Genomic DNA, 24,289 nt, shown 5'->3' with positions numbered 1-24,289 from the left:
TTCATAAAAACCCGCTAAAAATCATTCGCCCGGCGACCAGCAGCAAAAACAGTGCAAATGCCCGGCGCAAATGCTCCGGTTGCAGGTGGTGGGCCAGCCGGGCGCCCCAGGGTGCGGCGAGGACCGAGGTCGGGACGATGCAGGCCAAGCCCAGCAGATTGACATAGCCGACGGACAGCGGCGGTCGTCCCGCCACATCCCAGCCGCCGATCATGAATCCCAGGGCCCCCGGCAGGGCGATCATCAGCCCGAGCGCCGCCGCCGTGCCGATGGCCCGATGGATTGAGCGACCGCAGAGGGTCAGCACCGGCACGCTGAACGTTCCGCCGCCAATTCCCAGCAGCGCCGAGACTAGACCGATGGCCCCTGCGATGAGTTGGGAGTACGGAGCCGGGGGCAATCGGTCGCGAATCGCCCGATCCTTGCCCCCCAGCAACAACCGCAGGGCCACGCTCAGGGCCAGCGCCCCGAACAGCAAGGTCAGCACCCGCCCCTCCAGATGGGCCGCCAGGGCGCTCCCGGCGAAGACGCCGAGCACCAGCCACAGCCCCCATTGGCGCAGCACCGTGGCGTCGAGCGCGCCCCGTTTCCAATGCGCCCGGGCGGAGGAAAATCCGGTCGGAATGATGGTCGCCAGCGAGGTCCCCACCGCCGCATGCATGCGCACTGCGGGGTCCATGTCGATCAGCCCGAACACCTGAAACAGCACCGGGACGACGACGATTCCGCCGCCGACGCCGAGCAGCCCGGCGATCAAACCGGCCAGCACCCCGGCCCCGGCCAACAGGGCGGCGGGCAGAAACCAACGGGCGGCCTCGTTGAAGGTCGGATCGGAGAGCATGTCCATGGCTGACAATTGACACCCGATCCAGGTCCCGGGCAAGACTTTCGCGTCATTTCGGCTATGATGACGGCATGTCTCGACCATTCGGGCAGGAGTTCGGATCAGGTGACCCTTTCGCAGTCCTCTCTCTTCACACGCAACGTCGCTGTTTTTCAGCACTATTTTCCGGCCTTGTGGAAAAGCCTGAGCGCTCTGGCATGGGTCCCGGAGGCTGGGGTGCCGGACAATATCGCCCTTGGGGACAAAAAACTGTACGAGAACGGGGCCGTCCGCGATACGCAAGACCAACTGGCCGCCTATTTCGCCGATCCCGACCGCTTTCACTTAAGCAACCTGGAACAGCTCAACGTCAGTCCCGTCTTCAACCGGACCATGAAAGACATCAGCGACTTCTGGGATGCCCGTGTTCCGGCTGCGCAGCGCACCGAGTGGCCTTGCTGTGATACCGGCTACTGTTTCGTTTTCGGTCTCGGTCTGGGCCACCATATCGGGCCGCTCCTGGAACGGACGGCCTGTCAGAACCTGCTCATCGTCGAACCCCTGCCGCAGTTCATTCTGCAATCCATGACCTGCATCGACTGGGGGGCGTTGTGGGAGTCGGCGGTTGGTCGGGGGCAACGGATATTCCTGATCAGCGGCGGGACGCCGGACCAAAATGCCCGGCAACTGCTGCGTTTCGTCGCCTTGAATGGCCGGACGTTCCTCGAAGGCTCCTATGCCTATCAACATTATCCGTCCTGGGAACTGACCGAGACTCACGACCAGTTCAAGACTCGCATGCGCACCACCCAGGCCGGGGTGGGCTTTTTCGAGGACGAGTTGCTGACTCTGGAAAACAGCGGCGATAACATTATGGATCGCTCGTTCAAAATTATCGGTGCCCGCCCCCCGCTGGCGCAACCGCTGCCGGTGATTTTAGTCGGTTCCGGTCCATCCCTGGACCAGGATTTGCCGAAGCTGAAAAAACTGGCCGACCGGGCGATCATCCTATCCTGCGGTTCGGCCCTGGGAATTCTGCTCAAAAACGGCATCCGTCCCGATGCCCATGTGGAGAACGAAAACACCTCTCCCACAGTCAAAAATTTAACTCAGTGGCGTGACACCTACGGATTTGAGGATATCGCCCTGATCGCCTCGACCGGTATTCCGCCAACCCTGACCGATCTGTTCGACCGGGTGTGGTTTTATTTCCGCCCCGGTCTCAGTTGCAGCCGCCTGTTTCACAATGGCATTCCCGCTCTGCCTTCCGCCGCCCCGTTGGTCGCCAATGCGGCCTTTGATGCGGCCCTGTCGCTGGGTTTCAGGGAACTCTACCTGTTCGGCATTGATTGCGGTCGCCGCCCCAATCAAGCCCACCACGCCCGCGACGCGGCTATTTTGGAAGAGGGGTACAATAACTTCCTCCCCGGCATGAGCTCTCAACGGGTGGAGGACTCCTTTCATATCCCAGTTCCGGGCAACTTTGGAGGAAGGGCGGAAACGTCCTGGGTCCACAATTCCTCGCGCATGAATTTTCAGGTCGGGCTGGCCGCCTTCCCCGAGGCCCAGGCCTTCAACTGTGCCGACGGGGCGCAGATACCCGGTTGCCGTCCGCGGGCCGCCGCGACGGTCGATCTCCCGCCGCCCCCGCGCGGCAAGACCGACCTCTTCCGCGCCCTGGAACGCACCCTGCCCAGTGTTGCGCCCGGTACATTCCTGGACCCGGCCCGGCTCAACAGCTATGCAGAAGCCGCTGACAACTTCCCGCTTTTGATTGCCGATATTCTTGGTCAGGCCCGGCAAACCGATCATCTGTTTTCGCAAACCGAACAACGGTTGCGCCGGAGTCTGTTTCAACGAAAAGACTCATTGGTCGGCATCTGGGAACTGGTGGATACCTCGTTCTACAACGCCTTTCGAGCCGGGGCCTATCTGGGATGCCGCATCGCCGACCAGGACCTGCGGCGGGCATTTCTGCTGCATTTCCTGGACGGCTTCGAGGCCGCCTGCCGCGATATGTCTGCGCAGGCTCGGGCACTGTATGAGCGTCTGCTCGCCAAGGCCGCGCCCCCGGCATAGAAAAAGGCCGCCCCGAAGGACGGCCTTTTCCGATAGGTTTTCTGTTCGACGGGGAGGCTTAGAAGCCCATGCCACCCATGCCGCCCATGCCGCCCATGTCACCCATGCCGCCCATGCCGCCGGCGTCGCCGCCCTTATGGTCGGCAGGCCGTTCGGCGATCATGGCTTCGGTGGTGATCAACAGACCGGCCACCGAGGAGGCGTCCTGCAACGCGGTGCGCACGACCTTGGTCGGATCGACGATACCGGCCTTGACCAGATCGCAGTACTCGCCGGTCTGGGCATTGAAACCATAGTTGGTGTCTTTGCCTTCGAGCAGCTTGCCCGCGACGACCGCGCCGTCGAAACCGGAGTTCTCGACGATCTGACGCAGCGGGGCCTGCAACGCCCGGCGGACGATGTTGACGCCCACCTTCTGGTCGTTGTTTTCCCCTTCCATGCCGTCCAGGGCACGGATGGCGTAGAGCAGCGCCGTGCCGCCACCGGCGACAATGCCTTCCTCGACCGCCGCCCGAGTGGCGTGCAGGGCGTCGTCCACGCGATCTTTCTTTTCCTTCACTTCGACCTCGGTCGCCCCGCCGACCCGCAGAACGGCCACGCCGCCCGCCAGCTTGGCCAGACGCTCTTGCAGCTTCTCACGGTCGTAGTCGGAGGTGGTTTCCTCGATCTGCGCCCGGATCTGGGTGCAACGGGCCTTGATGGCATCAGCCTCGCCCGCCCCTTCGACGATGGTGGTGTCTTCCTTGGTCACGGCGATCTTCTTGGCGCTGCCGAGCATGTCGATGGTGACATTCTCCAGCTTGATGCCCAGATCTTCGCTGATCACCTGACCATTGGTCAGGATGGCGAGATCTTCCAACATCGCCTTGCGACGGTCGCCGAAGCCCGGAGCCTTGACGGCACAGACCTTGAGGCCGCCGCGCAGCTTGTTGACCACCAGGGTGGCCAGAGCCTCGCCTTCGATGTCCTCGGCGATGATCATCAGCGGACGGGAGGACTGCACCACGGTCTCCAGCACCGGCAGCAACGGCTGTAGGCTGGACAGCTTCTTCTCGTGGATCAGGATGAACGGGTTCTCCAGATCGCAGGTCATCTTCTCGGCATTGGTCACGAAGTACGGCGAGGTGTAGCCGCGATCGAACTGCATGCCCTCGACCACGTCCAACTCGGAGGTCAGGCTCTTGGCTTCCTCGACGGTAATGACACCCTCGTTGCCGACCTTTTCCATGGCCTCGGCGATCATCCGACCGACCTCGGTGTCTCCGTTGGCGGAAATGGTGCCGACCTGGGCGATCTCTTCGTTGGTGGAAACGGCCTTGGCGCGGGACTTGACGTCCTCGACCACGGCGAGCACGGCCATGTCGACGCCGCGCTTCAGATCCATCGGGTTCATTCCCGCAGCCACGGCCTTGCAGCCTTCGCGGACAATGGCCTGCGCCAGAACGGTGGCGGTGGTGGTGCCGTCACCGGCTTCGTCGTTGGTCTTGGAGGCCACTTCGCGCACCATCTGGGCGCCCATGTTCTCGAACTTGTCGGCCAACTCGATTTCCTTGGCGACGGTGACGCCGTCCTTGGTGATGCGCGGCGCACCGAACGATTTCTCGATCACCACGTTGCGGCCCTTCGGACCCAGGGTCACTTTCACGGCATCGGCGAGAATGTCGACGCCCCGCAGCATCTTGGCGCGGGCATCGGTGCTGAATTTAACTTCTTTGGCAGCCATAATTGGTATTTCCTCTATTCAAACTGGTCGCGGATCACGGGTGTTATTCAATGATGCCCATGATGTCGGATTCTTTCATGATCAACAGCTCTTCGCCGTCCATCTTGACTTCGGTGCCGGACCACTTGCCGAACAGAATGCGGTCGCCAGCCTTCACATCCAACGGGGTCACCTTGCCGTCTTCGCCCTTGGCTCCGGCGCCCACGGCAACGACCTGGCCCTCCATGGGCTTTTCCTTGGCGGTGTCGGGGATGATGATGCCACCAGCGGTCTTTTCTTCGCTTTCGGTGCGACGGACCAGAACGCGGTCATGCAGCGGCCTGAACTTCATAGTGCTACCTCACTCAACATATTGGTGAAAAACGAAAACCTGATTTTTGCTAGCACTCGTGAGTGCTGAGTGCCAGACATGTAAGGGTGTCGGCTCCATCTGTCAACCCCGCGCTCCCGGAAAAGCAACAAGGCCGCCCCGTAGGACGGCCTTGATCACAAAATATCGCGGTAATTTCTCAATCGTGGATGGTCGGCGCGGTGTACTTGTCCTTGAGCTTGGTGACGCCCAGGGCCTTCAGGGTATATTTCTCGTAGATCGGCTCCGAGGTGCCTTTCTTGATCTTGCGGATGAAATACTTCTCGAAGGCGATCTTGGCCAGATGCACCCACTTGCCGCCGGAGAACCAGTTGACGTTGCGCGGCGGAATCTGCGGCAGGGCGACGAAGGCCGCGCCGCGGTCTCCGAAGTCGGCCAGACAGATGGCGTTCCAGGTGGCTTCCGTCTCCGGCTCCTTGCCGTCGATCATGTTGCTGATGTTATGCGCCGTGGCGGTCACCATGGACTCGATCATGTAGCCCGTCTTGGGCGCACCGACCGGCAACGGGCAGGCTTCCACCGGCGGAATGGCCACGACCACACCGACCGAATAGACGTTCTTGAACGTGGCGTTCTGTTGGAACTTGTTGACGGTGACGAAGCCGCGCGGATTGACTAGGCCTTCGATTCCCTGAACCGCCTCAATGCCCTTGAAGGCCGGCAGCATCATGGAGAATTTGAAGGGCAACTGGTGCTTTTTCACTTCCTTGCCGTCGTCTCCGACCTCGGAGACATGCATCATGCCGTCCTCGACCTTCTCGACCTTGGCATTGCAGATCCATTTGACGTGCACGCTGCGGAATTCGGATTCCAGAATGCCCTTGGAATCACCGACGCCACCCAGGCCCAGGTGGCCCACATAGGGCTCGGCGGTGACGAAGGTCATCGGCACCTTGTCACGGATCTTGCGACGCCGCAGGTCCGTATCCATAATCATGGCCATTTCGTAGGCCGGGCCGTAACAGGACGCGCCCTGCACCGCGCCGACCACGATCGGCCCCGGGTTTTTGCAGAATTCTTCCCACTTCTCGTAAGCCTTGGCCGCGTGGTCCACATGGCACACCGATTGGGTGAAGCCGCCATTTGGGCCCAGGCCTTCCACTTCTTCGAACGCCAGATGCGGGCCGGAGGCGACTACCAGATAGTCGTAATCCACCACCTGACCATCGGCCAGATCGACCTGGTTATCAGCCGGACGCACCTTCTTGGCCGGGACCGGAATGAAATCAATGCCCTTTTTCTTCAGATATTTCTCGACCGGAATCACCACATCCTTGCGCTTGCGCCAACCGACAAGAACCCAGGGATTGGACGGCGTGAACTGAAATTCCGGGCCATTGCCAATGACAGTGACCTTGTGCTGCTTTCCCAGTTCGTCGCGCATTTCGTAGGCCATCGGCATGCCGCCAAGACCCGCTCCAATGATAACCACATGTGCCATATTCAAGCTCTCCCAAGCATAAAAGAAGTAATTGTGACGATTTTTATGTCACATTGTTGTTCTGTATATACGATTACTTTTCCGCTGTCATCTGTTCCGGCAGGGCTTCAACCACTGGCTCAAGCCGCGGCGGCTCCGGCAGAATCATCTTGCCCGACGGATCGGCATAACAGTCGTTGAGACGCTGCACATGCTGGGCCGCCATTTCGCGCAGAGACTGGAAGCGGCGCAGGGCGCGCTTGCTCCATCCGGCCGGATTCTGGCAGAAGATGCTGCGGTAAAACCGGGTGTTCTTGAGGAATGCCTGGCGCAGGTTTAGCTCCACCTGACCGATCACTTCCGGCAATTTGTCGGCGATCCGTTTCGCCATCAGACCACGCAGCCAATAATGGAAGCCCAGCCCCAGCGCCGCAAAGGCCAGAATTCCAATCAGAATATCCAGCTTGTGCGCCCCCAGCCAGCCGAACAGGGACTGTTCCGCGCCGGGCAACCAGTTCATGCCGACCACCAGGGAAACCGCCCCGATCAGCAACAAAACATAAAAAACCGCATCGCCGATCAGCACCCCACGCCGCCACTTCTCCTTGGCGGCGCGCAACTTCGGCACGATCTCCGTTTCCACTTCGTTGACCACGGTTTCCAGCACCCCGACAATGCGGTAGCTGCGTTGGATTTCCACTTCCCCCATGCGCCCGAGGATGGCGCTCATGTCTTCGTCGCGTTTGGATTCGAAGCGCTTTTTCAGGGCCGCATCCTCGATTGGCACCGCCGCTTCGGGATTGTAGATGCAATAGAATCGCCCGGTGGTCAGCCCGGCCTGGGCGATGGCCCGTTGCCAAGCGCCGACCACAGCTTCCGGATTGTCTTCCTTGGCCGTGGTGTCGATCTGATTGAGAATGTACAGAAACTTGCTGGCGTCGGTGCGCTGGCGGGTCTTGCTGACCAGATGCCGCAGGGTGTCCTGCATGGCCCCGGGCTCCGGGTGGCGGGCATCGAAAAACACCAAAACCAGGTCCGACAGGTCGATGATATGGTCGGTGATGCGCAGGGTCGAGCGGCGCTGGTCGTCGGCATCGAACCCCGGGGAATCGATCAGGATCTTGCCGCGCAGGTTTTCCTCGGAGGTGGTTTTGAGTTGCAGGTAGGACTCGATATGCTTGCCCTCGCCTTCGTGCACCTTCTCGATTTCCCGGCTCATGCGGAAAAACGGAAAGCGCGGATCGGCATCCAGCGCCGTCCCCGGCAGGGTGATGTTATGCCCCTGCGAGGAGGTGCGGTAACAGACCACGGTGAACTTGTCATCCACCGCCTGATTGCCGGTTTCCTGGAGCTTGCTGCCGATATAGGCGTTGATGAACGTCGATTTGCCGGAAGAGAAGGTGCCCAGCACGGCCACCACCGGCCACCAGGAAATCCGCGTCGCCAGGGACGAATCCTGGTCCAGCAGTCCCATTTTATGCAGTGACTTGTCGAGCTTGTAGAACGTCGGCAGGAACTCGACCAGGATCGGGTTCTCGCCCTTTAGATGTTCTTCCAGGCTCCGCAGGCGCTGGGACAGGAATTTCGGGCTGTGGGTTTGTAACATGCGCGTGCTCTTTCTCTTCCGGCGGTCTTGTTCGTTCGGTATCAGCGATTGTGGGTCTGGATCGCCTCGCGCAGTTGGTCCGCCAGATCCGGGGCCAACCGTTGCAGGGCGCCAACCAGCGACGACGCCAACCCGAGTTGCCCGCCGTTCACCGCCCGCAGACCCGCCTGCAAGTAGGCTTCCGCCGCCTTGTCATGCTGCTGCTGGTAATAATACAGGTTGCCCAGTTCCCCCATCAGATCCGGCAGGGTCGGATTGTTGGCCGCCAGATCCACGTACATCTGTTCCGCCTTGTCGTATTCCCCTTCGTAGAAAGCCAGACGGGCGGCAATCCAGGCATCGCGCACGTCCGGGGCCAGATCGGCCTCGGAGATCGGTCCCTGACGCCGATTTTCCGGCATGGCATGCTGCGCCGGACGCTGCGGCGGTTCCATGCGGGCCGGACGTTCCGGGCGGGTCGGCGGCTCCATGCTCATCGGCTGCGGGGCCGAGGCCCCCGGATGATACGCCATGGACATGTCCGGGAAGCCCTTGGGCAAGGTTCCCGGCTGAACCTGAGGCGCAGATTGGGCCTCCGGGGCAGGCTGCGCGGCGGGTTGGGTTGGCGCCGGATCAGCAGCCGGAGCTTGTTCGGGAGCCGGAGCCGGGGCGGCAGCCTGCTCCTGAGGAGCGGCGGCGGCTTCGGGAGCTTCGGCTTTCGCGGGCGTTGCCTCTGCAACTTCGGTCTTGGCCTCGGCTTTTTCTTCAGCCTCTTCCTTGACGGCCTTCTTTTCTACGGTTTCGGAGCCGCTCAGCCCGACTTCACGGCTCAGATCCTCAGCCGTTTCCTCGATTTCATGCCAGGCCCCGCCCAACATGGGCATGACCTGATCGCGCTTGATATAGGCGTAGATCGCCACGCCGACGAACGCATACAACAGCAACAACCGCAGTAAAGCCATGACTTTTCCCCTTTACCAGTATTCTTTAATTGTCAGTCCGTTTTCTTCGATTCCGCGAGGGAGGACACGCCTCAGGTGGTAAATATTTCTTTGCCGAGCGCGTCGAGCTCCTTGGCCCCTTTCCCCGTCGGTTCCAGCTCGAAGACCCCCATGCCCTCGCTGAACGAACGCCGGAACACCATGCGCTGAGTCAATTGCGCCGACAAGGTTTCTATCTGTGACAACGACAGCAGTGCCTCCAGGGTCTCCCGGTTTTCATGGGACAGCGGATGCGGATCGGCCCGGTTGATAAAGGCCCGCATGCGGGGCTTCTTGCGCCCGGCATGTTTCTTCACCAGTTCGATAAACCGCTGTGTCGCCCAAACGTCGGCCTGACTCGGCGCGACGGGGATGATGATCTGATGGGCGCGTTTGATTCCCTCGTGCACACCGATCATATCCGATGTGCCCACATCGACAATGACCTCGCCGACGGCCCGTTCGGGCAGTTCCCGCATGTTTTTCAGCTGCGGTTCGTAGGCTTCCTCTTCCCGCAGTTCCAACACATCGCGCAGAGTCGCCTGCGGGTCCAGGTCACAGACGGTGACCTTGTCGCCCCGCGCCGCCAACCAGAGCGCAAGATTGAAGGCTGCCGTGCTTTTGCCCGTTCCGCCTTTGAGATTTCCGACCAGGGTGATCATTCAGAACCTCCTTGTCATTGCCCATTGGGATTGGGATAGCGGTATTGACCACCGCCGGGTGGATACGGTTGCCGTTGATATTGTCCACCGGAGGGCGGATAGGGCGACGGCCGCGCGCCACTGCCCCCCGGCTGACCGGGGCTGGATGACGGCCCGGCGGGGGGCTGAATCTTGGTATAGCCCGGCGGCACCTCAAACAGTGCCGAATCGATGGTCCCGACCTGGATATTCTTCAGTTCCCGCACTTCACCGGTCGGCAGCGCCTCGCGAATTCTGGTCCCCAGTTGGGTGTCCAGCCACCAGTCGCCGATCTGCGGCAGTTGATTGGGCTCCGTATAGGTGGCCCGCCAATGTTCGGTGTCCCGGCCCATGATGGATTCCCGACCGACGAATTCCGCCTGCATGACTTTGCCATCCGACGTTTCCTGACGGACGACCTGTTTGCTTTGCGGGTCCCAATATACGGTTGAACTCTGCGCTTTGTCCTGGCTGCCGCTGATTCGGTAGGCGTCGGCATCGAAGGCCCCCGCCTTTTGCTTTCCAAGGGCCTCGCAGGTGAATCCCGGGGGCGGCGCCTCGCAGGGTTTGACCTGCCGCGCGCCCTGCGAGTTGACGGGCATGTTGCCCGCGAATTCCATATAGGTCTTTTTGTCCGGGTCGATGACCCACATCTTGCCCGCGCTGGTCTTGACGATTTGAACCAGATGGTGGCCCTGCTTTTCCAGTTCCAGGCGGACCGCATCCTCACCATGCAGATAGCGAAAACTCCGAATGACCTCGTCGCCTACCCGGCTCACCGCGTCGGCGGTAAAGGAAGGTCCCTCGGCCCGGGCCAGAGATCCTGTCAATACAAGGGCCATCATCATCATAACGTGGACTTTCATGGGCTCCTCTTTCGTCAGGTTCAGAACGTAAGTTTTCTTATGGTGAGTGCGGAGTCGGCACCGCCGCCCGAGGGCGTACGGTGCCGACATCCGGTCGTCTTTGGTCCGTCTTACTGAGCCGGAGCAGCCGGAGCAGCCGGGGCCGCGCCGTACGGAGCAGCACCATACGGAGCGCCGTAAGGGGCACCATACGGAGCACCATACGGGGCACCATAGGGAGCACCATAGCCGTAACCCGGACCGCCCCACGGGCCGCCGCCGTAGCCGTTGTAGCCGTTGTAGCCGTTATAGCCGTTATAGCTATTGTTGCCACGACCACTGCCGCTGCCGCTCATACCGAAGTTGAAGCTGCCGGAACCGTCGCCGGAGCCATCGCCCCAACCGTTGTTGCTGTTGTTGCCCCAACCGTTGTTGTTCCACGGACCGCCGCCCCACCAAGCGGAAGCGTCCGAAACCGCAATACCGGTGCCCAGGGCCAGAGCCAGGGCAGAGGTCAAAAGTACTTTCTTCATGAACGTAGTCTCCTGTGCATCAATTAGTCCCTTAGGTTAAAGGGCCGAATACCGGTCGAAGGGACCAATACCTGCATTCGACTACCTTCCGCCATCTCCTTGGAGAGACAAGCGAAATATCAAATCACCATGTCGAGTACCCGGGCCAGGGAATACCTGACCCGCCGGAGAGTGGCCATCCCCCCATGCTGCCACCGCCGCCGTAGGGCGAGAACTCATGCGGGCCATAAAAATCATAGACGGTCGGATTTTCAGTGTAGGGGCGGCTGGGCACTTCGTACACATAGCCGTTGCTGGATGAGCGCGGCCCCCCCGGCGGGGCCGGATAGCTCGGCACGTCCTGCGGGCCATAAGTACCGGGACCGAAACGCCGATTGTTTTTGTCTTCCAACTGGGCGTCCAGATCGTCCGGCGGGTACTCCATATTGCGTGGCGGGTAGGCATAGTTTTGGCTTTGCGGAAGGACGCCCTGCTGCTGCATCAGGGGAGCCTGGGGCAGGGTGTCCATATGTGGCGGCTCGACGATAGTCGTGGATTGATCCTGCTGATATTGCGGCTCCGGCTGCGGCACCTGCCATCCAGGACTTCGCCAGGGATTATCCCCCGCCAGTGCCTGCCCCACCAGAAGCAGACCGGCGGCAGTCCCATAAAGACAAGCCGTGAGGATTTTCATAAGGCGATCCGTTTCAGCATCAACTAGCGGCCATAGCCATAGGGCGGGGCATAGCCGTAACCGTAGCCATAGGGCGGCACTGGATAGCCCCCATAGGGTTGCGGGGGCCACGCGGGCCGCCAGCCGGGCTGGGCTTGCGGCTTCGCAACCGTTTTCTGCTCCGTCTCCTCGACTTTCGGGGCCGGGGTTGCCACCGGCTCCACCGGCTGCTCCGGTGCCCCTTGCCAGAACGGCTGCTGGGGCATGCTGCCAAAGGTTGGGTATCTATGGACATTTTCATCCAGAGCCGCCGGAGCCACGGTCTGCGGCTGGGAGGCAAAGGACGGCAACGACCGCTCTGGACGTTCCGGTGCCTTGGGCATTTCAGGCTGCCCCGGTCGGGCGATCAAGACAGTGGAATGGAACAGTCCGGGCGGTTCCGGCGGCACTTCCTTGGTGAGATCGGGCACATTCTGCTGGGCCAGCGCCGGTACGGCGAGGCTCAGACAGCTCAGGGCAAGCAGGGTTTGGATTATGCGCATGATCGGGACCTCATGATTGGTCGTCCGGAGTATTGTTAATGGAAGACTTCAGGCGAATGCCCCGCCGCTTATGGGGCTTCGGCCCGGCATCCGTCGTCGGTTGTTTCGGACGTTTCGCCGCCGGTTTGGCCTTCGCTTTCGGCGCGGACTTCGCAGGGGCCGCCTTGCGGGGCGTGGCCTTGGGGGCGGCGGCTTTCTTGGCGGTGGTCTTGGGTGCCGGAGACTCCGGCGCGGTGACTTTTTCCGCCTGCGTTGTACGCGCTACCGCCTTGGAAGTCGATTCCTTTGACGGACTCGCCGTCGCCTTGGCCGGGGTCGCCTCGGTTGGGGCCGGTTTTGATGCCGGTTTTTCAGTCTCCTTGACCGGCTCCTTGACTTCCGCCGAGCGGGAGGTGGTCGCCGCCAAAACGTCCGCGCTTTTCGCCGCCTCACGCGTCTCGACGACCGGGGCCGGGGCCGGCGTTGCGGCCACGGGTTCCGCCTTGGCCTCGATGACCTCAGGTTCCGGGGCTTTCGGCGGCGTCGGCTTCGGTTGCGGCGTCGGGGCGATGACCTCGACTTCCCCCTTGACCTCCGGGGCCGGAGCCATGGCCTTGGGCGCGGCTTCGGGCGGAGTCTGGGGAGCCGCTTTCGGCGATTCCGGCTGTTCCGTTGGCTTGGCGGGCGCAGGCGACTCCGTCGGCTTGGCGGCTTCCGGCTTCGGCTCGGGGGCCGCTTTCGGCGGCGTGGGAGTCGGGTCCGGTTGCTTCGCGGCCGGTCCGGCGGGCGGCGTCGGCGGCGTACGGGCCGGGGGTGGCGGCGGGCTGTAGGGCGGCGGCGTCGGTGGCGGCATGTCATTGCCCCCCGAGCGTCCGAATCCGAACAGACTGCGCAGGAAGCCATAGGCCGCCTGAAGCCCCATCCAGACAAACATCATCATGGCCCGAATGACGTAGAATGCCATGATCAGGCCGGACCAGATTTTCATCCACAAGGGGGTTTTGAATTCTTCCTCGGCCTCGTCCTCGTCGGGTGCCCCAATGCCCACGTCCCGCGGTCCGTCGAGATGGGCTCCGGCGGCGCAGGGCGTATGGATATGACCCTCGGAGGTCGGTACGCACATGGCCTTGCGGAAGCTCACGCAGCCCAGGGGAATGATCACCAGGGTCAGCACCGTGGAGACCAGCACGCCCGCCATCAGCGAGATCGCCATGCCTTGGAAAATCGGGTCGTCAAGGATCACGAACGAACCACCGACCAGGGCAAAGGCCGTGATGACGATGGGCCGGGTCCGGGTCCGGCAGGCGGAAATCACCGCTTCCTGCACATCCATGCCGTCGGCCACCGCATGTTTGGAGAAATCCACCAGCAGAATGGAATTGCGCACGATGATACCGGCCAGGGCAATGAACCCGATCATCGAGGTGGCCGTGAACTCGCCGCCGCCGATCAGCCAACCGATAAAAGCGTGACCCGGAATAATGCCAATCAGGGTCAGCGGAATCGGCACCATGATGATCGCCGGCAGGGTGAAGTTGCCGAACTCCCAGACCACCAGGATATAGATCAGCACCATGGCCGCGCCGAAGGCGATGCCCATGTCCCGGAAGGTTTCGTAAGTCACCGTCCACTCGCCGGTCCATTCCATGGCCGAGACCTGACTGGAGGCTGGCGGCCCCATGTATTCGGTGCCCACTCGGACCCCATCTGGAGACTCGTAGCCATCAAGCAGGTCTTCCACTTCCAGGATGCCGTAAATGGGGGCTCCCAGACGACCCGAGACTTCGCCGGTGACGAATTCCAGGGGGCGCAGATCCTTATGGAAAACCGGATCATCCTTGATGAACGATTCAAACCGTCCCAACTCGCCCAGCGGGATCATGGTGCCATGAGCCGAGGGGACCGGCAATTCGCCCAGATGTCCGAACTGGCTGCGGAAGGCCATGGGCATCTGCAAAATGATATAGCGAGGTTCCAGGGCATGGCCGACCTTCACGTCGCCCATCTTGAACCCGCCCATGGCCATTTCAAGCTGCCGGTTGATGTCTTCCACCGACACCCCACGACGGGACGCTTTTTCCCGATCGACGATGAAGCGCCAGGTCTCGTATTTGGTTTGCAGGAAATTATCCACGTCGACCACGGATTCCGCCTCTTCGAACAGACGGGTGATGTCCTTGGCCACCTGACGACGGGTTTCCGGATCGGGCCCGTAGATTTCCGCCACCATGGTTTGCAGCACCGGTGGCCCCGGTGGCATTTCGATCACTTCGATCTTGGCCCCCATTTCCTTGGCGATGGGGGTCAACAGCTTGCGGGCATCGGCGGCCAACTGGTGGCTCGAACGCTTGCGGTCGGACTTGTGCACCAACTGCACCTGGATATCCCCCATCCAGGGCATGTTGCGCAAATAGGTATGGCGAACCAGGCCATTGAAATTGAACGGCGAGGCCGTGCCCGCATAGGTCTGCAAGGCACTCACTTCGGGAATTTTCAGCAGCTCGTCGGCCAACCGGTTGGCCACGTTGGCGGTCACCGGCAAGGCGGTGCCGTCCGGCATGTTGATGCTGACGTTGAATTCCGGCTTGTTGTCGTGCGGCAGCATCTTCACCGTCACCATCGTGGTCGGGAACATCCAGCAGCTCAGCAGCAGGGCACCGATCAGGAACGCGGCAAAGGTCCATCCCTTGACCTTGCTCTCCAGCAGCGGCACCAAAATGTTGCGGAACAAGCGGCCCAGCTTCTCGTTCTGGGAATGCTCCTTCTGCTCCATCTTGTGCAGCTTGGCCATGCTCGGCCGAATGCGCTGCGCCAGCCACGGCGTGAAGATGAAGGCGGCAAACAGCGAGAACAGCATGGCCACCGACCCCAGGGCCGGAATGGGTTCCATGTAGGGACCCATCATGCCCGAGACGAAGCCCATGGGCAGCAGGGCGGCAATCACGGTGAAGGTCGCCAGAATGGTCGGGTTGCCCACTTCGCGCACCGCGTCGATGGACACCGCCACATCGACGGTGCCTTCCTCCAGCCAGCGCCGGTAAATGTTCTCAATCACCACAATGGCGTCATCGACCAGGATACCGATGGAGAAGATCAGCGCGAACAGCGACACGCGGTCGATGGTATAGCCCATCAGCCAGGCGGCCAGCACGGTGACCAGAATCACCACCGGAATCACGATCAGCACCACGATGGCGGCACGAATGCCCAGGGCCAAGAAGATGAAGATGGTCACCACGCCGGTGGCGACGAACAGTTTGAAGACCAGGTTGTTCACCTTGTCGTTGGCCGTCTGACCGTAGTTTCGGGTGACCTCCACATGCACGTTGTCGGGGACCAGCGATCCCTTGAGCCGTTCCACATGCTCCAGAATGGCCGACGCCACGGTCACGCCGTTGGTGTTCGGCTTCTTGGCCACCGCGATGGTCACCGCCGCCGCCCCGACCGGAGCCAATTCCCGACCGACCATGGACTGGTTATGGGCTTCCTCGTCCTTGTATTCGATCTCGCCATCGGCGTTGATGTGCGAGCCGCCGCGCGGAACGCCATAGGACGGACCGGTATAATAGGTCACCACACTGGTGGCATCTTCGGTGGATTCGGTCACCACTGCCACATCGCGCACGTAGACCGGACTGCCCTCGTGGACGCCCACCATCAGGCGCTCGATGTCCTTGGCGCGACGCAGCCAGGCTCCGGTATAGAGCGTGAAGCTGGTTTCGCCGATTTCCGCTGTGCCGACGCCGCGCTCGGAGTTGGCCGAGGTCACGGTCTTGGCCAACTGGTCCATGCCGATGCCGAAGCCTGACAGACGCTCCGGATAGATCTCCACTTTGATCGCTTCCGACCGCCCGCCGACGATGAAGCTCTGCGAGGTGTTGGGAACCTCTTTCAGGCGCTGCATCACGTCCAGACCGATCAGCCGAAGCGCCGCCTCGTCCACATCGTGGGACCACAGGGTCAGGCTGACCACGGGGACATCATCCACACCCTTGGGCTTGACCATGGGCTGCGAGACGCCGGGGGGCACCTTGTCCATGTTGGACATCAGCTTGTCCCACAGCTTGATCAACGACGGCTCCATGGCCTCGCCGACATCGAACTGCACCGTCACCATGCCGCCATCCCGTTGCGACATCGAATAGACGTGCTTCACTCCGGGGATTTCGCTCATCAGGCGTTCCAGCGGATCGGTCGCCAGACTGGCCACCTGTTCGGCGGAGGCCCCTTGATATTGGAAAAAGATATCGACCATGGGCACGGAAATCTGCGGATCTTCCTGCCGAGATGTCGACAGCAGACCCAGAATGCCCAGGGCAAGACTGGTGAACAAAAACAACGGCGACAAGGGCGAATTGATAAACGCCTTGGCCATGTTTCCGGCTAAGCCGAGAGATTCCTGCGGCTTGCTGTGGTGGGGCCCATTCTCGGTCCCGCTAGTTTTTCCGTTTTCTTCGGTCATTGCTCCCCCCTTCCTTGGCGCTGATTTCGGACCGGTGGCATGGGCCTACCGGCCACCCGAAATCAGGTTGGCGGGAGGATCGACGATCACCTGCTCGCCGCCGCTGAGGCCAGAGAGCACGGATACGTTGCCGTTCCCAAGGGGATACCCGACACGGACCACGCGCAGGGAGGGTTGACCATCCTTGAGGACGAAGACCGAGGGCAGACTGCCCCGCCAGACCAGGGCGTTTTCAGGCACCGAGGGCACCGCGCGCAACGGCACCGAACTGTCGGGGATGGTCACTTCCACATACATTCCCGGTCCGCCGGGAACGCCTTTGGGAAGATCGAATTTCACTTTCACCGTATGACGCTGACGATCGGCCATGGGGAAGATCTGGGCCACCTTGGCCTGAATCTTGGCCCCGCCGATATCCAATCGCGCCGGCACGAACATGCCCTTGGACAAGCCATTGACCAATCGCACCGGGACGTCGGCGATGATGCGCAAAAAGTCCGTATGAGCGAATTCGATGAGCGGCATGCCCGGCTGCACCGTATCGCCAACCTCGACCATCTTCTCGACGATCACGCCATCGAACGGCGCGGTCTGTCGGGCATCCTTCAGTTTGGCATCAAGGGATTCCAGATTGGAGCGGGCCTGGGTGATGGCGTTGCGCGCCTGATTGACCCCGGCCCCCTGGGCATAGAGGTCAGCCTGACGCTCCAGACCGGGATAGGTGCGGCCCATGGCCTCGCCCATCGGGCGGGTGAACATCTGATCGAACATGCCGGGCATTCCCATGCCGGGCATGCCAGTCATGCTGTTGACCCTTGGAGAGATCAGCTCTCGGGAGTATTGGACCTGAGCGTTGCGCAATGCCGTCTCGGCATTGTAGATCGACGCCTGGGCGGCCCGTCGCTGGGCCTGGATGTCGTCATCGTCAATGGCGACGACCACTTCCCCACTCTTGACGCTATCCCCTTCCGAACCGGCGATATATTCCACCCGTCCCGGAATTTGGGCGGTAAAAGTCGCTTCCTTGAAGGGAATGACCGTTCCGCCGACCGTCGCCGTTCCGCCCACCTGGACGGACTGCACAGTCATCGTCTTGAAATCCTGAGCGCGCACTGCGCCCGCCACGGTGACGCCGAGCGCCAACGCGGCGGCCACTCCAATCCAGCCCGAACCATTCATATGCTTTGACCTTAGACTTTCCCCATGACTTCGAAGCTCTTGATGAAAGGTCCGGCCATGCGCGGATCTTTAACCATCGCTCCGTAGTCACCCACAACGAACTGAAGTTTGCGAGAAGTATAGGCCATACCCAGCCCCATCATTCCCGGCGGCTTCTTCAGCCACTTCTCCCAGTCCTTTGCAGCGGCACGAATGTCCCAATTGAGCTCCTGACCATCATAGGCACCGCCAGAGATGGCTTGACCGTTTTCGACGATCAATACGCCCCGCGGCTTGCCTTCGCCCACGTAGCCATAGCCAATGGTGGAAGAGAATCCGATCTTGGCCAAAGCGCTGGCCAGGTCGGGCATCGCATTCCACTGGTCCTTGAAACCGTCCATCCATTCAGCTGAAAAAATTTCAGACATGCAAATCCCCCCGTCATTTATAATGTCTCTATTGCAGCCACCCGGTCACATTCGTCGCTATTAGGTTCGGGCCTTCCAAGCAGGGTGCGATCTTTCGTGGACCGGTGCGGCCAAGGGATGGGCATCTTAGCACAAGACCCCGGACTTTAAAGTTCTTTGTGCGATTAATTCGGGCACTGCATGAGCTTTTCTTGTCAACTGGCTGACTGGTTGCGTGATTCTCACAGTCCATGCTAATCTTATCATCATCTAATATAATTAAATCCGACGGATTCCATGAGAGAATCACCATCCCAAAGGATGGGAATCGCGGAAAACAGTGGGCGGGGGAAAACGCAAATGCTGAATACGGAAGGGGGCCGTGAGGCATCGGAGAAAAACTGCGCCGATGCATCCTATCGGCTGGCCGTGTATCAGGCCGGACATGCTCTGGTGGCGCGGGGACTGGGACACCGAATCCTCTCCGTGCGGCTGCTACCACGCCCGCCGATCACCATCACCGACAAGAGTTTTCTCCACAACAACTGGGATTCCTTCATGGATATGCTGGAAGCCCGAGTGATCGAGCTGTTCGGCGGACAAATGGCGGAACATATGGTCTGCGGCTCCCATACCTGCTGTACCGGCGACATTTCGCGAATCGATGAATTGACCCGCCTGCTGTCCGGGCTCAACGAGGGGCAGGACTACGAGGAGGTGTTCTTTCATCTCGAAGAAGTGGCGCAGAACATCTTTGCCGATTCGCGTATCCGCGAGGCGCTGCTGCCGTTGGCGGCCTTCCTCTACGAGAAGGAACTGGCGGGCGAATACGAGATCGACGGTGCCCAGTTGGACAACATCATCGACCAATACGTCACCCCGCTGCCCAAGAGCAAGAAAATGACCCGATTCGCAAAGTTTATTAATCTAATCAGTCAATAATAGTTTTTGGGGTTTTTCCTCACAGGCGCTCAAACGACAATCGGGCCGCAGGGCGGCCCGATTTGGTTGTCCGATTCGCCCGCATCAGTTCATCGGGAACATGTTGCCCCACATGTAGGACATGGGCTGCGAAAATGCGTGGGAAGCCCGCCCCACGTCGCGGCCCATATAGCTCATGATGGCGGTCATGCCGCTGACACTGGTCGACATGTTATGTACGTTGACGGTCATCGCCCGGACATTGACGTTGAGGTCGCTGACGCTCTTGTCCATGCTGGCGACCGAATTGTCCATTCCGGCCACTGATTCGTTCATCTTGAGCAGATTTTGATGCATGCCGTTCATATCGGAGGCCATGCGTTCCTGGATGACCACCATCCGCACCACGGAGGCGTTCATTTCCAACATCACGTCGGTCATCACATAGACCTTCTGCGCCATGCCGTACATGACCCAGGTGAAAACGCTCATCACGACCACGATCCCCGCCGTGGTCAGGACGATAAAGCGGCCGCTTGTTTGTCGCCGGTACATGACTTCCCCCGTCGTCCCCGGTTCAAGCTTATTCTTGAACGCTTGGTTCTTATCACAGAAATGCCTTTTGGCATTCCGAGATTATACTCACATTATGCCATTCCCGCACAAATGTTAAGCAAAAAAATTAGCGATTGCTTATATACGTTCGTTATCAGTGCGTTACACCCCTCATTCGGCCTTACCGAAGCCGCGACCGTCATCCCGCAGCCACACGTAGATCGCCGGAATCACCAGCAGGGTCAAGGCGGTCGACGACATCAGCCCGAAAACCATGGAAATGGCCAGTCCCTGAAAGATCGGATCGGCCAGAATGAAGGCGGCACCGATCATCGCCGCCAGAGCGGTGAGGAAGATCGGTTTGAAGCGAATCGCCCCGGCGTCAATCAGCGCCTGCCGCAACGGCACCCCGGTGGCCAATTGCTGATTGATGAAATCCACCAGCAAAATGGAATTGCGCACGATGATGCCGGCCAGGGCGATGAATCCGATCATCGAAGTGGCCGTGAACGGGGCACTGAACAGCCAATGGCCGAGCAAGATGCCGATCAGCGTCAACGGCACCGGCACCAGAATCACCAGCGGCACCTTGAACGACCCGAACTGACCGACCACCAACAGATAGATGGCCATGATGGCGACGGCAAAGGCGGCCCCCATGTCGCGGAAGGTCACATAGGTGATCTCCCATTCCCCGTCCCACAACACGCTGACCCGCGACTCGTCTTCCGGCTGGCCGTGGTAGTGGAAGGTTGGCGGCCCGGCCGTCCCCCAGTCCTGGGCCTTCACCTGATCCTCGACGGCGAACATGCCGTACACCGGGGCCTCGTAACGACCTGCCAATTCCCCCATGACCATTTCGGCGAAATGGCCGTCGCGACGGAAAATGGGGAATGAGGCGGCTTCATGGACGATTTTGACCACATCGCCCAATTCGACGATGCGGCCCGCATCCCCGGCCGGCCCGGGGGCTGGCAACGGCGTCGACAACAGCCGTTCGGAGGGATACAGATCGCTTTTCGGCAGCCGGACGGCAATCTCGATGGGGTTGCTGCCCTGGCCGCGTTGGGAATATCCCACGGTGACGCCGCCCAGCAACGCGCTCAGCGAATCGTACACCGCCTGCTCCTCGACTCCGTGGAATTCAAGCGCTTCCTGATCAATGACGAAGCGCAGACGCTCGGTGGGCGCCCCGAAGCTGTCATCCACATCGACCACGAAATCGACGCTTTCATAGGCCTCGCGGATCTTGGCGGCGGCGGCCCGGCGCGACTCGGCGTCCGGCCCATAGACCTCGGCCAGCAGGGTGGACAACACCGGCGGTCCCGGCGGTACTTCCACCACCTTGACTGAGGTTCCCGGCGGCACATCCAGCCCGACCAGCTTTTGGCGCACCTCCAGGGCAATCTCGTGGCTGGTCCGGTCGCGGCCATGCTTGGGCAACAGATTGACCTGTAAATCTCCCAGTTCGGGTTTTTCCCGCAGATAATAGTGACGCACCAACCCATTGAAGTTGAAAGGCGCGGAAGTGCCCGCATAGGCCTGGATGGAGACCAGTTCCGGCAAATCGCGAATCCGTTCGGCGGCGGCGATCAGCACCCGTTCGGTTTCCTCCAGCGGACTGCCCTCGGGCAGATCGACCACCACCTGGAATTCCGACTTGTTGTCGAACGGCAGCAGTTTCACCGTCACATCCTTGGTGGCAAACAAAACGCAGACGCCGAGTGTCGCCGCCGTGGTGACCGCCAGCAACAGCCTTGAGCGGTTGCGACCGACCAGCACCGGCCGCGCCACGCGCCGGTAAAAGGCGCCCAATTTGCCCTCGTGTTCCAGATGGTCGTACGATTCGGCTCCCGGCTCGAAAATATCGAATTCTTCGCGCAGCCGTTCCTCGACCTCTTTTTCCGAACAGCGCATGACCGGCGACAGCAGCTTGCACATCACTTTGCGCAGCCGTCCGTGGCCCTGGGTGGTCTTGCCCGACACTTTCATCAGCAGCCAGGGGGTGACGATCACCGCCACAAAAAAGGAAAACAGCATGGCCGCCGAGGCATTGGCCGGAATCGGGCTCATGTACGGCCCCATCAATCCGGAAACGAACATCATCGGCAACAAAGCCGCGACAATGGTCAGAGTGGCGATAATGGTCGGATTGCCCACCTCGGCCACCCCTTCGACGGCGATTCGCACGGCGGATTTGGTCTTGTCGCCTTTTTTCATGTGGCAGTGGCGGACGATGTTCTCGACCACCACGATGGCGTCGTCGACCAGAATACCGATGGAGAAGATCAACGCGAACAGGCTCACCCGATTGATGGTGAAGCCCATCAGATGGGCGGCGAACAGGGTGAGGAGAATGGTTGTTGGAATAACCACCATCACCACCAGCCCCTCGCGCCAGCCGATGGTCAGGGTGATCAGAATGACGATGGAAAGAGTCGCCAGACCCAGATGGAACAACAGCTCGTCGGCCTTTTCCAGCGCCGTTTCCCCGTAGTTGCGGGTGACCTCCACACGGATTCCCGGCGGAATCAGGCGCTGCTTGACGGTTTCCAATTGTTCATTGAGCCGCTCGGCGACCAGCACCGCATTGGACCCGGCCCGCTTGGCGATGGCAATGGACACGGCGGGGACCCGTCCCGGCCCCTCGCCTTTGCTCGGTTCGATCTGCCAGACCCGACTGTCACTCGGCGCGGCACCGACCACCACGCGGGCCACGTCCCGCACATAGACCGGGCGGCCGTCGCGGCTGGTCAACAGCAACTGGCCGATATCCCCGACCCCTTGCAAAGTTTGACCGGCCACGGCGGGCAGGGAGCGCCCACCGCTGCGCAGGTTGCCGATCTGGAACGACCGGTTGGCATTGCGGATCTTGTCGGTCAGCTGGTTGAGAGTCAGCCCGTAGAGGGACAGCAGTTCCGGGTCCGGTTCGACGCGAATCTGATTGTCCCGACCGCCGACGATGAAGGTTAGCCCCACATCGGACACCTTGACCAGTTCTGGCAACAACTCATCCGCCAGATTGTACAGCGCATTGTCATCCCAGCGCTCCGCCTGCGCGCCCTCGGGCGACAGGGTGAAGACCATGATCGGCACGTCATTGACCCCGCGCCCGACGATCAACGGCATGGGAATGCCATAGGGGATGGAATCCAGATTGGCCTGAATTTTCTCATGAATCCGCACGATGGCCACGTCTTCGTCGGTACCCACGTCGAAGCGGGCCGAAACCATGACGAAATCGTCCATGCTCTCGGAATAGACATGCTCCACGTTGTCGATGCCCTTGATCATGTCCTCCAACGGCTTGGAGACCAGCTCGACCACATCCACCGCCTTCAGGCCATCCACATTGACGATGAGATCGACCACCGGCACGGAAATCTGCGGCTCCTCCTCGCGCGGCAACACGGCCAGGGCGATCAACCCGACGGCAATGGAAGCCAGCAACAGCAGCGGCGTCAAAGGGGAGGTGATGAACGCCTGGGTGATGCTCCCGGCGATCCCCAGTTTGGGATCCTGGCCGCTCATGGGAGCCTCACCACATCGCCGTCACGCAGACCGGACAGCACTTCCATGCCGCCGTCCACCGGACGCCCCACCTGCACCACCACCTCGGTGCCGTCCTGAAGTTTGACGAAGGACAGCCCGAATCGCTGATAAAGAGCCTTTTCCGGGATCACGAAGGCCTCCCGATGACCGGTGGAGACATAGACCAGGGTGCGCTCCCCGACCAGATAGCCGTCCAGTCCGGGCACCGCCACATCGGCCAACACCCGGCCCTGCTCCATGCGGGGATAGACCTGCACCACGTGGCCCTCGCGCAGGGCGTCATCGGCCGACCCCTGGACGCCGCGCGGCCCGACCATGACGCGGTCTCCCACCTTGAGGAAACGGGCATGCCGTTCCGGCAGGCTCATGCGCAGGAAATAATCTTCCGAGGCAATGGTCGCCACCCCCTCACCGGGCAGCACCACGGCCCCCGCAGTTGCCTTGACCTGCAACACGCGACCGGAGCCCGGTGCCAGAATCGCACCTTCCTTTGACTGCTGCTCGATCACCTGACGGTCGGCCCGCAGGGCGGCCAGATTGCGATCCACCACCCGCAACGCGGTTTCCGCATCATCCAATTTCTTTTGGCTGACCGTGCCCGAGGCCCGTAATTCCCGGGTCCGGCGCAAATCCGTTTCGGCCTGCGACCTTTCGGCCATCAAGGACTGCATCTTGGCCTGAATGGCCTGTGCCTGTAGCGCCAATTTCTCGTCGCCGACCACCGCGATGACCTGTCCCGATTCCACCTGCGAGCCTTCATCGACCGACAGGGTCACCAATGTGCCGCCGATCCGCGCCCGGGCCTGCAACAGGTCGGCGCTTTCCACCGTCGCATAAACCGCCTTGCGATCCTCGATGCGATGCTTCTGCACGGTATAATCTTCGGCATGTACCCCATTTCCGACGCTCAATAGCCCCGCAAAGAGCCCCAAAAACCAACCACCAAAAAATAAAATTACACGTGATTTCAGCATAATAGCCTCTCCTGACCCGAGAATTCCCGGATTCCTTAACGAAACTTGC

At 60.9% G+C, this 24,289-nt stretch carries 19 protein-coding genes; 2 read left to right on the top strand and 17 right to left on the bottom strand.

Going from position 1 to position 24,289, the window contains the following annotated elements; all coding sequences use genetic code 11:
* Position 1 precedes the first annotated feature (1 nt).
* Positions 2-847 (bottom strand): sulfite exporter TauE/SafE family protein, encoded by an 846-nt coding sequence (locus ACYQ1P_RS08895; protein ID WP_460019985.1) that lies wholly within the window; start codon positions 845-847, stop codon positions 2-4.
* A gap of 57 nt (positions 848-904) precedes the next feature.
* Here ACYQ1P_RS08895 and ACYQ1P_RS08890 point away from each other — a divergent pair, with 57 nt between their 5' ends.
* On the top strand, positions 905-2,902 hold the full coding sequence (locus ACYQ1P_RS08890) for a motility associated factor glycosyltransferase family protein (RefSeq protein ID WP_460019984.1): 1,998 nt from the start codon (positions 905-907) through the stop codon (positions 2,900-2,902).
* A 58-nt stretch (positions 2,903-2,960) separates the two neighbouring features.
* Here ACYQ1P_RS08890 and groL read toward each other — a convergent pair whose 3' ends face one another.
* The 13 genes from groL to ACYQ1P_RS08825 all read right to left on the bottom strand — a co-directional run bounded on the left by groL (position 2,961) and on the right by ACYQ1P_RS08825 (position 18,259).
* On the bottom strand, positions 2,961-4,625 hold the full coding sequence (groL, locus tag ACYQ1P_RS08885) for a chaperonin GroEL (RefSeq protein ID WP_460019983.1): 1,665 nt from the start codon (positions 4,623-4,625) through the stop codon (positions 2,961-2,963).
* Positions 4,626-4,668: 43 nt separating this feature from the next.
* Positions 4,669-4,956 (bottom strand): co-chaperone GroES, encoded by a 288-nt coding sequence (groES, locus tag ACYQ1P_RS08880; RefSeq protein WP_460019982.1) that lies wholly within the window; start codon positions 4,954-4,956, stop codon positions 4,669-4,671.
* A gap of 178 nt (positions 4,957-5,134) precedes the next feature.
* Positions 5,135-6,436, bottom strand: coding sequence for an NAD(P)/FAD-dependent oxidoreductase (locus ACYQ1P_RS08875; protein WP_460019981.1), 1,302 nt, complete (start codon positions 6,434-6,436; stop codon positions 5,135-5,137).
* Positions 6,437-6,509: 73 nt separating this feature from the next.
* Complete coding sequence (locus tag ACYQ1P_RS08870; RefSeq protein WP_460019980.1) at positions 6,510-8,021, bottom strand: dynamin family protein; 1,512 nt, start codon at positions 8,019-8,021, stop codon at positions 6,510-6,512.
* Between the two features lie 41 nt (positions 8,022-8,062).
* On the bottom strand, positions 8,063-8,962 hold the full coding sequence (locus tag ACYQ1P_RS08865; protein WP_460019979.1) for a tetratricopeptide repeat protein: 900 nt from the start codon (positions 8,960-8,962) through the stop codon (positions 8,063-8,065).
* A 71-nt stretch (positions 8,963-9,033) separates the two neighbouring features.
* The gene (locus ACYQ1P_RS08860; protein ID WP_460019978.1) at positions 9,034-9,642 is read right to left on the bottom strand and encodes a nucleotide-binding protein; all 609 of its coding nucleotides are present in this window, start codon (positions 9,640-9,642) and stop codon (positions 9,034-9,036) included.
* A 14-nt stretch (positions 9,643-9,656) separates the two neighbouring features.
* Entirely contained in the window at positions 9,657-10,526 is an 870-nt protein-coding gene (locus ACYQ1P_RS08855; RefSeq protein ID WP_460019977.1) for a hypothetical protein, read from the bottom strand.
* Positions 10,527-10,636: 110 nt separating this feature from the next.
* A complete protein-coding gene (locus ACYQ1P_RS08850; protein WP_460019976.1) occupies positions 10,637-11,038 on the bottom strand; it encodes a sulfur globule family protein in 402 nt (133 codons plus the stop codon).
* A gap of 124 nt (positions 11,039-11,162) precedes the next feature.
* A complete protein-coding gene (locus ACYQ1P_RS08845) occupies positions 11,163-11,711 on the bottom strand; it encodes a hypothetical protein (protein WP_460019975.1) in 549 nt (182 codons plus the stop codon).
* A gap of 23 nt (positions 11,712-11,734) precedes the next feature.
* Positions 11,735-12,232, bottom strand: a complete 498-nt coding sequence (locus ACYQ1P_RS08840) for a hypothetical protein (protein WP_460019974.1) — start codon at positions 12,230-12,232, stop codon at positions 11,735-11,737.
* Positions 12,233-12,242: 10 nt separating this feature from the next.
* A complete protein-coding gene (locus tag ACYQ1P_RS08835) occupies positions 12,243-16,586 on the bottom strand; it encodes an efflux RND transporter permease subunit (protein WP_460019973.1) in 4,344 nt (1,447 codons plus the stop codon).
* Positions 16,587-16,718: 132 nt separating this feature from the next.
* Positions 16,719-17,852: an efflux RND transporter periplasmic adaptor subunit gene (locus ACYQ1P_RS08830; protein WP_460019972.1), complete on the bottom strand. Its 1,134-nt coding sequence runs from the start codon at positions 17,850-17,852 to the stop codon at positions 16,719-16,721.
* A gap of 11 nt (positions 17,853-17,863) precedes the next feature.
* The gene (locus ACYQ1P_RS08825; protein WP_460019971.1) at positions 17,864-18,259 is read right to left on the bottom strand and encodes a hypothetical protein; all 396 of its coding nucleotides are present in this window, start codon (positions 18,257-18,259) and stop codon (positions 17,864-17,866) included.
* A gap of 339 nt (positions 18,260-18,598) precedes the next feature.
* Between ACYQ1P_RS08825 and ACYQ1P_RS08820 the strand changes: the two genes are divergently transcribed.
* Positions 18,599-19,180 carry a hypothetical protein gene (locus ACYQ1P_RS08820; RefSeq protein WP_460019970.1) on the top strand — a complete coding sequence of 194 codons (582 nt, stop codon included), beginning with the start codon at positions 18,599-18,601 and terminating at the stop codon, positions 19,178-19,180.
* Between the two features lie 84 nt (positions 19,181-19,264).
* Here the strand turns inward: ACYQ1P_RS08820 and ACYQ1P_RS08815 are convergent, their stop codons facing one another.
* The 3 genes from ACYQ1P_RS08815 to ACYQ1P_RS08805 all read right to left on the bottom strand — a co-directional run bounded on the left by ACYQ1P_RS08815 (position 19,265) and on the right by ACYQ1P_RS08805 (position 24,138).
* The gene (locus tag ACYQ1P_RS08815; protein WP_460019969.1) at positions 19,265-19,714 is read right to left on the bottom strand and encodes a hypothetical protein; all 450 of its coding nucleotides are present in this window, start codon (positions 19,712-19,714) and stop codon (positions 19,265-19,267) included.
* 171 nt (positions 19,715-19,885) lie between these two features.
* Complete coding sequence (locus tag ACYQ1P_RS08810) at positions 19,886-23,245, bottom strand: efflux RND transporter permease subunit (protein WP_460019968.1); 3,360 nt, start codon at positions 23,243-23,245, stop codon at positions 19,886-19,888.
* Positions 23,242-24,138 carry an efflux RND transporter periplasmic adaptor subunit gene (locus tag ACYQ1P_RS08805; RefSeq protein WP_460019967.1) on the bottom strand — a complete coding sequence of 299 codons (897 nt, stop codon included), beginning with the start codon at positions 24,136-24,138 and terminating at the stop codon, positions 23,242-23,244. The genes ACYQ1P_RS08810 and ACYQ1P_RS08805 overlap by 4 nt, the downstream gene beginning before the upstream one ends.
* Positions 24,139-24,289 lie beyond the last annotated feature (151 nt).

It is taken from the genome of Magnetospira thiophila (assembly GCF_054657015.1).
The sequence above is the reverse complement of the archived record's forward strand: the minus strand, read 5'-3'. Positions and strand labels throughout refer to the sequence as shown.

Bases quoted from the DNA above. Each gene is read 5' to 3' on its own strand.
- ACYQ1P_RS08890 (WP_460019984.1), top strand. From the start codon at position 905: ATGATGACGGCATGTCTCGACCATTCGGGCAGGAGTTCGGATCAGGTG.
- ACYQ1P_RS08835 (WP_460019973.1), bottom strand. From the start codon at position 16,586: ATGGCCAAGGCGTTTATCAATTCGCCCTTGTCGCCGTTGTTTTTGTTC.
- ACYQ1P_RS08825 (WP_460019971.1), bottom strand. From the start codon at position 18,259: ATGTCTGAAATTTTTTCAGCTGAATGGATGGACGGTTTCAAGGACCAG.
- ACYQ1P_RS08870 (WP_460019980.1), bottom strand. From the start codon at position 8,021: ATGTTACAAACCCACAGCCCGAAATTCCTGTCCCAGCGCCTGCGGAGC.
- groL (WP_460019983.1), bottom strand. From the start codon at position 4,625: ATGGCTGCCAAAGAAGTTAAATTCAGCACCGATGCCCGCGCCAAGATG.
- groES (WP_460019982.1), bottom strand. From the start codon at position 4,956: ATGAAGTTCAGGCCGCTGCATGACCGCGTTCTGGTCCGTCGCACCGAA.
- ACYQ1P_RS08865 (WP_460019979.1), bottom strand. From the start codon at position 8,962: ATGGCTTTACTGCGGTTGTTGCTGTTGTATGCGTTCGTCGGCGTGGCG.
- ACYQ1P_RS08830 (WP_460019972.1), bottom strand. From the start codon at position 17,852: ATGAATGGTTCGGGCTGGATTGGAGTGGCCGCCGCGTTGGCGCTCGGC.
- ACYQ1P_RS08845 (WP_460019975.1), bottom strand. From the start codon at position 11,711: ATGAAAATCCTCACGGCTTGTCTTTATGGGACTGCCGCCGGTCTGCTT.
- ACYQ1P_RS08855 (WP_460019977.1), bottom strand. From the start codon at position 10,526: ATGAAAGTCCACGTTATGATGATGATGGCCCTTGTATTGACAGGATCT.
- ACYQ1P_RS08820 (WP_460019970.1), top strand. From the start codon at position 18,599: ATGCTGAATACGGAAGGGGGCCGTGAGGCATCGGAGAAAAACTGCGCC.
- ACYQ1P_RS08860 (WP_460019978.1), bottom strand. From the start codon at position 9,642: ATGATCACCCTGGTCGGAAATCTCAAAGGCGGAACGGGCAAAAGCACG.
- ACYQ1P_RS08895 (WP_460019985.1), bottom strand. From the start codon at position 847: ATGGACATGCTCTCCGATCCGACCTTCAACGAGGCCGCCCGTTGGTTT.
- ACYQ1P_RS08815 (WP_460019969.1), bottom strand. From the start codon at position 19,714: ATGTACCGGCGACAAACAAGCGGCCGCTTTATCGTCCTGACCACGGCG.
- ACYQ1P_RS08840 (WP_460019974.1), bottom strand. From the start codon at position 12,232: ATGCGCATAATCCAAACCCTGCTTGCCCTGAGCTGTCTGAGCCTCGCC.
- ACYQ1P_RS08850 (WP_460019976.1), bottom strand. From the start codon at position 11,038: ATGAAGAAAGTACTTTTGACCTCTGCCCTGGCTCTGGCCCTGGGCACC.
- ACYQ1P_RS08875 (WP_460019981.1), bottom strand. From the start codon at position 6,436: ATGGCACATGTGGTTATCATTGGAGCGGGTCTTGGCGGCATGCCGATG.
- ACYQ1P_RS08810 (WP_460019968.1), bottom strand. From the start codon at position 23,245: ATGAGCGGCCAGGATCCCAAACTGGGGATCGCCGGGAGCATCACCCAG.